Source organism: Phenylobacterium sp. (assembly GCF_036263695.1).
In the GTDB taxonomy this organism is placed as follows: Bacteria; Pseudomonadota; Alphaproteobacteria; order Caulobacterales; family Caulobacteraceae; genus Phenylobacterium.
This window is the reverse complement of the sequence record NZ_DATAGM010000304.1, coordinates 1-10,696: the sequence shown is the minus strand read 5'-3', so window position 1 is coordinate 10,696 and position 10,696 is coordinate 1. Positions and strand designations below refer to the sequence as shown.

The following is a 10,696-nucleotide window of genomic DNA, read 5'->3' as shown; positions in this document are numbered from 1 at the left end:
GCTCGATCCGCCGCGCGTCCGCCCCGCCGACGCTCCCGCCGACCGCTTCTCCGCCGCCCGCGCCATGGCCGACGTTCGGGTCATCGGACGTGAGCCCCACCCGATGGGCTCGCGCGCCAACCGCGCCGTGCGCGACCACCTCGTGCGCCGGCTCACCGAACTCGAGCTCTCGCCGCAGGTGCAGGCCGCCGACGCCTGGGAACGCTTGCCAGGGCGCGAGCTCGCTCTCGCCGGCGGGCGGGTCGAGAACGTCGTCGGCGTGCTCCCGGGCCTGGATCGCAATGCGCCGGCGGTGCTGATGATGGCCCACTACGACAGCGTTCCGGGCTCGCCGGGCGCGGCGGACGACGCCGCCGGCGTCGCCTCGATGCTGGAGATCGCCAGGGCGCTGAAGGCCGGCGATCCGCCGGGCCGCGACGTGATCTTCGTGTTCACCGACGGGGAGGAAGTGGGCCTGCTGGGCGCCCGCGCCTTCTTCACCGAGCACCCGCTGGCCCGCCGCGTCGGCTTCGTGATCAACCTGGAGGCCCGCGGCGGCTCGGGCCGCGCGCTGATGTTCCAGACAGGGCCCGAGAACGGCGAGACCGTGCGGCTGTTCGCCCGCTCGGCCGCGCGGCCCATCGCCACCTCGCTCAGCCAGTTCATCTACGAGCGGATGCCCAACGACACGGACTTCACCGTGCCGATGGAGGCGGGGATTCCCGGGCTGAACTTCGCCTTCGTCGGCCGGCAGTTCGAGTACCACTCCCCCACCGCCACGCCCGAGCGGCTGGACCAGGGCTCGCTGCAGGACCTGGGCGCCCAGGGACTGGCCGCGGTACGCCAGGCCGTCGGCGCAGAGGCCCTGCCCGCCCGCAGCGGGAGCGCCGTCTACAGCCAACTGGCGGCCTGGGTGGTCGCCTACCCGCCGGCCGTCGGCTGGCTGATCCTGGCGGTCAGCGCCGTGCTGCTGTTGCTCGCCGCGGTCCGCGCCCGCCGGTTGGATGCGGCGGCGAGTTGGATCGATGTCGCCCAGGGCGCCGGCGCCCTGCTCTACATCCTGCTGCTGGCTGCGGCGCTGCTGCGGGTCGCGCGGCGGGCCACGGGCGTGCCGTCCGGCTACCTCGAGCAGTTCGCGCTGCTGGCCCGCGCGCCGCTGTTCGAGACCGCCCTGATCGTCACCGGCCTGGCGGCGGCGCTCTACGCGGCGGCGGCGCTCGCGCGGGGAAAGGGCAGGATCGAGGCAGCGGTGATCCCGGCCACCGCGGGCCTGGCCTGTTCGCTGTTCGGCGGCTTCGACGCGCTCGGCGCCGGCGTTGGCGCGGCGGCGGCGGTCTTGGGCCTCGTCACCTTCGGCCGGCCGGCCTCCCTGCCCGGCGCCTGGGCGGGCGTGCTGGCGCTGGGCTTCATCGCCGCCTGCGCGGCTCAGGCCGCCGCGCCCACTGCGGCCGTGCTGCTGGTCTGGCCGATAGCGCTGGCCTCGGCCAGCGCGGCGCTGGTGGCGCTGGCGGCGGTCAAGAGCTTCGTCGACAGCCTGATCGCCACCGTGATCGCCGCGTTGGGCTTGGCCTGGCTCGGGCCCTATCTGCACCTGTCGTTCCAGGCCATGGACCTGCCGGAGATGCTGGCGCTGTTCGCCGCCTTGGCGGCGCTGTTCGTCTGGCCGCTGGCCCATCCGCGCATCGGCGGCGGCGGGCGGCTGACGGCTCTGGCGCTGCTGATCGCCGGGCTGGCCCTGATCGGCGTCATTCGCTTCGCCGAGCCCTGGAGCGCCCGCCACCCGCAACCGGTCACCGTCGCCTATGTGCTCGACGCCGCCCAGCGCCAGGCCTGGCGGGTCGCCTCGACGGGCGAGGACAGCGAATACGCCCGCCAGGTGCTGACCGCCGACGGCGGGACGATCGAGCGGCGCCCCTTGCCGCCGCTGTACCGCGATCCGGTGACGCTGGCGCCCGCCAGTTGGGTCGAGGGCCCCGCCCCGGCGGCCAGCCTGGCGACGGGCGTCGACGGCGCCCAGTTGGTGTCGCTGCTGCCGCCGGGCGGCGCCCGCAGCCTGACGGTGGAGCTGCGCGCGACCGTGGCGCTCAACGAACTGACCATCGAGGGCAAGCCGACCGGCCTTGCGGCGGCGGCCGGCGAGTGGACGCGGCTGCGGTGGGTGGGCGATCCCGACGGGCTGTCGCTGTCGTTCCGCCCCGAGGGCTCCGGGCGGCTGGAGCTGCGCTACTGGTCGGCCGCCGACGCCTGGCCGGGGGGCGCAGCCGCCCTGCCGTCCGCGCCGCGCAACGTCATGCCCTTCGGGGCGTCAGGAGCGACCTTCGTCGTGGGCGCCCTGCAGGCGCAGTGGTAACTTATCGCCAGTAACATGTACCAGAGGGGCAGAATCCCTCTGGCGTTACATCTGTGACCATGCATCCTTCAGGTAGCGGGGGGCTCCGCTGCAACCACGCCATCGAAGGGTAAATTCATGGGTGAAAGAGTTCTGGGCAGCTCCGCGCCGCTCGATGTTGGAGCCGACCCGTTTGCGCCGGGCGAGGCGCTTCCGTTCCTGCTCGAAGACTACGCCGGCATCGCCACCTGGGCCGGCAAGCCGATCTACAACCACGAGCAGGTGATCGGGCAGCTGGACTCCGGCCGCATCATCGCCGGCAAGACGATCACCTTCACCTTCCTGGAGACGCCCAAGCCGGTCGGCATCTACAACAACCCGACCTATGGCCTGACGGAGCCGGGCGGCTACAGCCCCTTCAGCGCGGCCCAGCGCGAGGTCGCCCGCGAGGCGATGCAGCTGTGGGACGACCTGATCCCACAGTCGATACGCGAGAAGAACGGCGTCGGCGCCGACATCGTTTTCGCCAACACCACCACCGGCCCGGCCCAGGCCCACGCCTACTATCCGGGCAAGGGCGTGAAGGTGCAGTCCGACATCTGGACCGCCTCCCCGGAAGCCAACTGGACCAACCTGTGGCTGGACTTCAACGGCTACGGCCGCACCACGCTGGTGCACGAGGCTGGGCACGCGCTCGGCCTCACCCACCCCGGCGACTACGACTTCGGCGACGACACTGACGGCGACGGCGAGCCCGACCCGATCACGTATGAGGCGGACGCCTTCTACGCCCAGGACACGATGCAGTTCACCATCATGTCCTACTTCAGCCCGCAGAAGACGGGCGCGCAGCCGGTGCACACCGAGCTCGGCCTCGTCGGCTACGCCCAGACGCCGCTGCTGCACGACATCCTGGCGATCCAGTCCAAGTACGGCGCCGATCCCACGACCCGGGCCGGCGCGACGACCTACGGCTTCAATTCGAACGCCGGGAACGAGGTCTATAACTTCGACCTCAACCGCTCGCCCTATCTGTCGATCTACGACGCGGGCGGGGTCGACACCCTGGACCTCTCGGGCGCGGACGCGGGCGTCTTCCTCGACCTTCGGCCGGGCGCCTTCAGCTCGGCCGGCGTGCGGCCGACGCTGGCCGAGGCCAACGCGGTTACCGCGGCGTTCAACGCGATCACCGACGAGGATCAGGGCGACTTCGAGCTGTGGACCCAGACCGACTGGGACGCCTTCCTGACGACGATCGGCAACATCGGCCACAACCGGGTGCTGGCGGACACCGGCGTCGCCGGAGTCTTCGCCCTGTCTCACCGCAACATCAGCATCGCCTACAACACGGTGATCGAGAACGCGACCGGCGGGTCGGCCCGCGACTACCTGGTCGGCAATCACGTCGGCAACGTGCTCAGGGGCATGGGTGGCGATGACGTGCTGAACGGCCTGGGCGGGAACGACACCCTGTACGGCGGGACGGGAGCGGACGAGTTCCGTTTCACCGAGACCGGCGGGAACGACCTGATCGCCGATTACGCGGCCGGCGAAGTGGTCAACGTCTCCGAGATCGACGCCAACCCGCTGGCGGCGGGCGATCAGGCCTTCTCGGCTGCACAGATCACCCGGACCTTCAACGCCGGCGCCAATCAGACGTCCTACGCCTTCGACGTGAACGGCGATGCCTCGGCGGACATGGTGATCCGGCTCGCCGGCAACGTGACGCTCACCACCGGCGTCGGCGGCACGCTGGTCCTCTAGGATATCCCCTCGACCTCAAGCCCCCGGCGATCCGCTCGCCGGGGGCTCTTTCTTGTCCGGCTAGAGGACGCTGCCGCCCGTGCCGCCGACGCCGCCCGTCCCGCTGGCGCCGCCGCTGTGCTGGTTGTTCTCGTCGGTCTTGCGGGTGTCGGCGCCGCGGCCGAGGGTGTTGTTCTCCTCGATCTTCGGCTTGGGCTGAACGCCCTGCTTGGTCTGATCCTGCTCGGAGGGGGTGGGGTTGGTCATCGCTCGTCTCCACGTCGCGCGCCATACGGCCGCTTCAGGGATCGAACGGTCGGACCCGCCCGCTGTTCCGGTTCAGGGTAGGCTGAGGCGGTAGACCTTGGTCGCCGTGCCGCTGAACAGCGCCGCCTTCTCGTCGCCCGAGAAGCCCTGGGCCAGCCGCTTGAAGGTGTTCCACAGCACGTCGTAGGTGCAGCTGCCCAGATCGACCGGGAAGTTGCTCTCGAACATGCAGCGGTCCGGCCCGAAGGCCTCGATCACCGCCTCCACGTAAGGCCGCCACTCGGCCGCCAGCTGTTCCGAGCTCGCCGGCGGGCTGGCCATGAACGACCGGAAGCCGGCGAACGGCATGGCGAGGCCGCCGACCTTGACCACCACGTTCGGGCAGCGGGCGAGGTCGGCGATGCCGTCGCGCCAGACGCCGAACCGCTCGTCGCGCTTTCCGGCATAGGCGCCGATGCCGAGCGGCGTGCCCACATGGTCGATGATGATCGGGGTGTCGGGGAAGGCGCGGGCCAGGTCCGCCAGCTCCGGGATCTGCGGCTCCAGAAGCCAGGCGTCGAAGGACAGGCCCAGCGGCGCGAGCCGCGCGAAGCCGCGCCGGAACGCGTCCGACGCATAGAGCCCGGCGGCGCCCCGGTGCAGCGGGCCCAGCACGGCCGGGTCGGCGTCCCAGGAGGCGCTGTGGCGGACGCCGCGGAACCGGTCGGGCGCGACCTGCAGATGCCGCTCGAGAGCTTCGGCGACAAGCGCCTCGTCCTGGGTCAGATCCACGTGGCCGACGATGCCGGCGCAGGCGCGCACGTCGCCATAGATGCCGCTGGCCGTCATGGCGGCGACGCCGTTGACGAACTCGGTCTCGCCGATCGGGCGCAGGTGGGCCGGCCCGTCGGCCCGGTACATGGCGCCGCATTGGACGAAGACGGTGGCGCGCACGTTGTGGCCGCGGCGCAGGTCGGCCAGCAACTCGTCCAGCAGATAGCGGGGCGACAGCCGGGTCAGCGCCTCGAACGGATGGCGTAGCGGCGCAAGCGCGGGGCCTCGCGGGCCTGGCCGGTCCCACAGGTGGTGGTGCGGATCGACGATCGGCAGCTCGGGCTCGAGGATCGGCTCGGACATCTGGCCCTCCTATGTCCCCGAAGGGTGACAGGTCGCGCCGGCCCGGCGCAACCAGTCAACGCCAGGCGCCGGTGACTGGTCGGGCGCAGCCCTACCTGTCATTCCTCGTAGCGCCCCATCCAAGACGCCGCGACAGCTGTGTCTTGGCGCTGTCACAATGGGTGGGCTAAACCCGCGCCATGAGCGACGTGGTGATCTATCACAACCCCGCCTGCGGAACCTCGCGCAACACCCTGACCCTCCTGCGGGAGAAGGGCGTCGAGCCGCAGGTGATCGAGTATCTGAAGGCCGGTTGGACGAAGGAACAGCTCGAAGGCTTGTTTGGACGGATGGGCGTCAGCGCCCGCGAGGCTCTCCGGGTCAACGGCACCAAGGCCGACGAGATCGGCCTCACCGACCCCGGAACGTCCGACGAGGCGATCATCGCCGCCATGGTGATGGACCCGATCCTGGTGAATCGGCCCATCGTCACGACGCCGAAGGGCGCGGCGCTCTGCCGGCCCGCAGAACTCGTTTTGGGTCTACTTTGAGTATAGCCGTGCTGCGCGACCGAATACCGCAACGGTCGCAGGGCGATCGGGACGAAAAGCCTGGGGCGCAAATCGTTACCCGCCGTTAACCTACTTACGAGCAGCATGATTCGGCCTGCCTCGGCCGGCTGTTAACCAACAGCCTTCACTCGGTACTTACCGCGTCATCGTCATTACGGGGGCACGATGCAAGAATTCGATCCGCGACGGCAGACCTTCCGCTTCGCCCCCGCCGCCGCCGGCGTCGGCGCGCTGGCGATCGCTCTGCTGGCTTGGAAGCTGACCTCGCCGCAGGTGGCCGGCCCCGAAGCGCCGCCGGCGCTGGATCCGGCCGCTATCGCCGCCCTGCAGCACCAGGCGTTCGCGGCCGCCGAGGCCCAGCCCGGCTTCACCCGTCCCGAGAACGTGGCCGTCAAGATCCTACCCGGCGAGACTTTCGAGGCCGCCGTGCGCCGCGCCGGCGTGGCGCCGGACGAGGCCCGCCAGGCCGTCACCGCCCTTGGCGGGGCCATGGACGTGGTCAACATCAAGGCCGGCCTGAAGTTCGACGCCGCCGTCGCCAAGCCGGCCGGCGAGCAGGGCCATGCCAAGCTGATCGGCCTGTCGCTGCGCACCGGCCCGGCCAGCGCCATCACCCTGTCCCGCAGCTTCGACGGCGCGCTGCGCCTGCGCGAGCTGGAGGAGGAGGTGAAGCAGGAGCTGACCGTCGCCGACGGCGAGGTCCACGGCTCCCTCTACCAGAGCGCCGCCAAGCTGGGCGCGACGCCGACCATCACCGGCCAGATGGTCAAGCTATTCTCGCACAAGGTGGACTTCCGCGAGATCCAGCCGGGCGACCCCTTCGTGCTGGTGTTCGGCCGCAAGGTCACCGAGAGCGGCCGCACGGTCGAGACCGGCGAGCTGGAATACGCCGAGTTCAAGGGTGCCCGCTTCTACCGCTTCGAGCGCCCGGGCGGCGGGGTCGAGTACTTCGACGAGAGCGGCAAGAACATCAAAGGCTTCCTGCTCCGCACGCCGGTGGACGGGGCGCGGATGACGTCGCGCTTCGGCATGCGCCGCCACCCGATCCTCGGCTACAACCGCATGCACCAGGGCATCGACTTCGGGGCCGGCTCCGGCACGCCGGTGTTCGCCGCTGGCGACGGCGTGGTGGTCGAAGCCCGCCGCTGGGGCGGCTACGGCAACTGGGTGCGCGTGCGCCACGCCAACGGCTGGGAGACCGGCTACGCCCACCTGTTCCGCTACGGCAAGGGCATCAAGGCGGGCCAGCGGGTCCGCCAGGGCCAGGTGATCGCCTATGTGGGCTCCACCGGCGCCTCCACCGGGCCGCACCTGCACTACGAAGTCTGGCTGAACGGCCGCCGCGTGAACCCGGTCGGGGCCAAGGTCCCGCAAGGCACCGTCCTCGGCGGCTCCGAACTCGCCGCCTTCAAGGCCAAGAAGGCCGAAATCGAGCGCCTGGTCGCGGCCAAGGCCGAGACCCGCCACCTCGCCCAGGCCGCTCCCCGCCTCACCACCGCCAGCCTGCACCGCTAGGGCTCCGGCCCACGCCGCCGTTGACCTTCCGCCCTCTCTGACGCCTGCTTGGCGCAACAAGCGGGTTCGGGAGGCGACGATGGGCGTGATCATGCACAGGCGCGGGCTGCTGCTCGGCGCGGCCGGGATGGCCAGCGGCCTTCTCTGGACGCCCGCCGCGGCGCAGGCGCGCACGCCGGTGGTGCGGACCAGCTTCGGCCCGGTGCGGGGGCTGGTGCAGGACGGCATCAACGTCTTCAAGGGCGTGCGCTACGCCGCCCCGCCCGTTGGGCCGCTGCGGTTCAAGCCGCCGGAGCCGCCCAAGCCCTGGACCGAGCCGGTGGACGCCATCGCCTATGGCGCGCCGGCCGTGCAGATGTATTCCCGCCCCTCCGGCGAGGCGCAGTCGGCGCTGGGCAGGTCGCTGGCCGAGGTCTTCCCCACCGCACGGGAGACCCGCGAGGGGCGCGAGGACTGCCTGTTCCTCAATGTATGGAGCCGCGGCCTGGGCGACGGGAAGAAGCGGCCGGTGATGGTCTGGTTCCACGGCGGCGGCTACGCCTACGGGTCCGGCGGTTGGCCGATGTACGAGGGGCTGGGCCTGGCCCGCAAAGGCGACGTGGTGGTCGTGACCGTAAATCACCGGCTGAACGCCTTCGGCTACGCCTACCTGGCGGAGGCCATGGGCGAGGCCTACGGCAAGTCGGGCAACGCGGGCCTGCTGGACCTGGTGGCCGTGCTCGGCTGGGTGCGCGACAACGCCGAAGCGTTCGGCGGCGATCCCAAGAACGTCACCATCTTCGGCGAGAGCGGCGGCGGCGCGAAGGTCTCGACGCTGATGGCGACGCCCGCCGCCAAGGGGCTGTTCCACAAGGCGATCGTGCAGAGCGGGCCGGGCCTGCGCGGCGTGCCGAAGGAGGCGGCGGCGCGCTCCGCCGACATGCTGCTGGCGGAGATCGGCATCGCCAAGGGGGACGTGGCCGCCCTGCAGTCCGCTCCGGCCGAGGCGATCATCAAGGCCGCCTACGCCGCCCAGGCCAAGGCGGCAGCCCAGCCCGGGGCGCGCTTCGGCATGGCTCCGGTGGTCGACGGCCTGGTGCTGCCGCGCGATCCGTTCACGCCCGACGCGCCGCAGCAGTCGGCGGACATCCCGCTGATGATCGGCACGAACAAGGACGAGATGACCCTGTTCATGGCTTCCGAGCCCTGGTTCGGAAAGTTGACCGAGGCCGAGCTGGTGGACCGGGCCCGCCAGCAGGCCGGGGCGAAGGCCGACGCCGTGCTGGCGGCGCTGCGCAAGAGCCATCCGGACGACTCGCCGACCTACCTGCTGGCCGCCTTCGCCACGGCTATGGGGATGCTGGGCGGCTCCATCACGCTGGCCGAGCGCAAGGCGGCGCAGAAGGCGGCGCCCGTTTGGATGTACCGGCTTGACTGGGAGACCCCGGTGGGCGGCGGCGTCTTCAAGTCGCCCCACACCCTGGAGATCCCGCTGGTGTTCGACCGCGTAGAGACCAACCGCGCCTTCGTGGGGCCCGGCCCCGAGCCGCAGGCGATGGCCGACCAGATGAGCGCCGCCTGGCTGGCGTTCGCGCGCACCGGCAACCCAAGCACGCCCGCCCTGCCCGCCTGGCCGCCGTACGACGCCGAGCGGCGGGCCACGATGATGTTCGATCTGAAGTGCCAGGTGGAGAACGATCCGGACGCCGAGCTGCGGCGGGCGCTGGCGGCGTAAAGACCGCAGGGGCGCCGGCGGCGCTTCCCCGGGCTGCGGCCGCGCAATACAGTCGAAAGACAGACCTGACGGAGGGACCAGCACCGTGGGCGGTGACGCGGGCGCCAAGTCTGCCAAGGCCAGGCCACGCTACGAGGCGCGGCGCGAAGCGATCCTGACCGCCGCGGCCGAGGCGCTGGCGCAGGAGGGGCTGGCGGGCTTCACCCTGGCGTCCGTCGCCAAGCGCATGGACCTGCACCCGGTCAGCCTGACCTACTACTTCAAGCGCAAGGAGGAGCTGGTCAGCGCCTGCCTGCTGCACGGGGCCGACCGCTTCGACGCCATGCTGGACGAGGCGCAGGGGGCCGGCGCCCCGCCGGAGCGCCTGGCGGCCTTCGTGCGCGCCTACTTCGAGGTCCAGCGGCGGATCGCGCTGGGCGAGGAGCCGCCCCTGGCGCCGCTGGACGAGGTGCGCACCCTGTGGCGGGCCAGCGGCGATCCGGTCGACCTGCGCTATCAGGAGGTGCGCCAGCGGATCGCCGATCTGCTGGTCGGCGAGGACCGGCCGGCCCCTGCGGCCTGGCGGCAGAGGCTGCTGTCGCGGCTGATCCTGCAGCAGCTGGCCTCGTCCGACAGCTGGCTCGCCGACTATGCGCTGGCCGACTATCCGCGGGTGGCCGAGCGGGTCGCCGAGGTGATGATCTTCGGCCTGGCGGCGCCCGGCCAGCGCTGGCCGCAGGACCTGGTGCTGACCGCCCCGGAGTCGACCGACAGCGAGATGGTCCGCGAGCGCTTCCTCATCGAGGCCACCGACCTGATCAACCGGGAGGGCTGGACCGGCGCCTCTGTGGACCGCATCTCGGCCCGGCTGAAGGTCACCAAGGGCTCGTTCTACCACCACCACGCCGACAAGGACGAGCTGATCGGGGCCTGCTTCGACCGCAGCTTCGCCATCCTGGAGAGCGCCCTGGCCCGGGCGCGGACCGCCGAGACCGGCTGGCGGCGCCTGTTCCTGGCTACGGCCCCGCTGGCGGTCAGCCAGGCGCACGACGGGCGCGGCCGGATCCTGCGCCGGTACGCCCTGCGGCTGGCACGGCCCGAACTGCGCGGCGCCGTCGAGCAGCGGATGCGCCAGACCGCCAGCGCCCTGGCCGGGCTGATTTGCGACGGCGTTTCCGACGGCACGCTGCGCCCGGTGGACCCGACCATCGCCGCCCATATGCTGCTGGCGATGATCAACTCCGCCCTGATGCTGGATCGGGTTCCGGAGCTGACGCCGGAGATCACCCTCTACGGCTACGTGCGACCGGCCATTCGCGGGGTGTTCAGCGTCCGCTGACAGGTTCCCGTTCGGGGAACCTTGCTACGCCACGGCTCGTTCGCTGACTAGCAAATGAGGTGAAGCCATGAAGCAGGCACTGATCAGTTGTGCGGCGGCCGCCGGCGCCCTGGCGCTCGCCGGCTGCGGAACCACCATGACGGAGCGGGCCGCCACCGGCGGCC

General features: G+C 71.4%; 8 protein-coding genes. 6 read left to right on the top strand and 2 right to left on the bottom strand.

Annotated elements, in window-relative coordinates; translation table 11 throughout:
* Both VHK87_RS12420 and VHK87_RS12415 read left to right on the top strand, forming a co-directional pair.
* Positions 1-2,329: M20/M25/M40 family metallo-hydrolase (locus VHK87_RS12420; RefSeq protein WP_329635210.1), on the top strand; the 2,329-nt coding region annotated here is incomplete at its 5' end.
* Positions 2,330-2,446: 117 nt separating this feature from the next.
* Entirely contained in the window at positions 2,447-4,072 is a 1,626-nt protein-coding gene (locus VHK87_RS12415) for a M10 family metallopeptidase C-terminal domain-containing protein (protein WP_329635209.1), read from the top strand.
* 60 nt (positions 4,073-4,132) lie between these two features.
* Here the strand turns inward: VHK87_RS12415 and VHK87_RS12410 are convergent, their stop codons facing one another.
* Positions 4,133-4,318: a hypothetical protein gene (locus tag VHK87_RS12410; protein WP_329635208.1), complete on the bottom strand. Its 186-nt coding sequence runs from the start codon at positions 4,316-4,318 to the stop codon at positions 4,133-4,135.
* A gap of 72 nt (positions 4,319-4,390) precedes the next feature.
* Positions 4,391-5,434: an amidohydrolase family protein gene (locus tag VHK87_RS12405; RefSeq protein WP_329635207.1), complete on the bottom strand. Its 1,044-nt coding sequence runs from the start codon at positions 5,432-5,434 to the stop codon at positions 4,391-4,393.
* 179 nt (positions 5,435-5,613) lie between these two features.
* On the opposite strand from VHK87_RS12405, the gene arsC reads away from it, so the two are divergent.
* From arsC to VHK87_RS12385, 4 genes are all read left to right on the top strand, one after another.
* Positions 5,614-5,964, top strand: a complete 351-nt coding sequence (arsC, locus tag VHK87_RS12400; RefSeq protein WP_329635206.1) for an arsenate reductase (glutaredoxin) — start codon at positions 5,614-5,616, stop codon at positions 5,962-5,964.
* 186 nt (positions 5,965-6,150) lie between these two features.
* Entirely contained in the window at positions 6,151-7,500 is a 1,350-nt protein-coding gene (locus VHK87_RS12395; protein ID WP_329635205.1) for a M23 family metallopeptidase, read from the top strand.
* Positions 7,501-7,579: 79 nt separating this feature from the next.
* Entirely contained in the window at positions 7,580-9,214 is a 1,635-nt protein-coding gene (locus tag VHK87_RS12390) for a carboxylesterase/lipase family protein (RefSeq protein ID WP_329635204.1), read from the top strand.
* Positions 9,215-9,299: 85 nt separating this feature from the next.
* Positions 9,300-10,532, top strand: a complete 1,233-nt coding sequence (locus tag VHK87_RS12385; RefSeq protein ID WP_329635203.1) for a TetR/AcrR family transcriptional regulator — start codon at positions 9,300-9,302, stop codon at positions 10,530-10,532.
* Positions 10,533-10,696 lie beyond the last annotated feature (164 nt).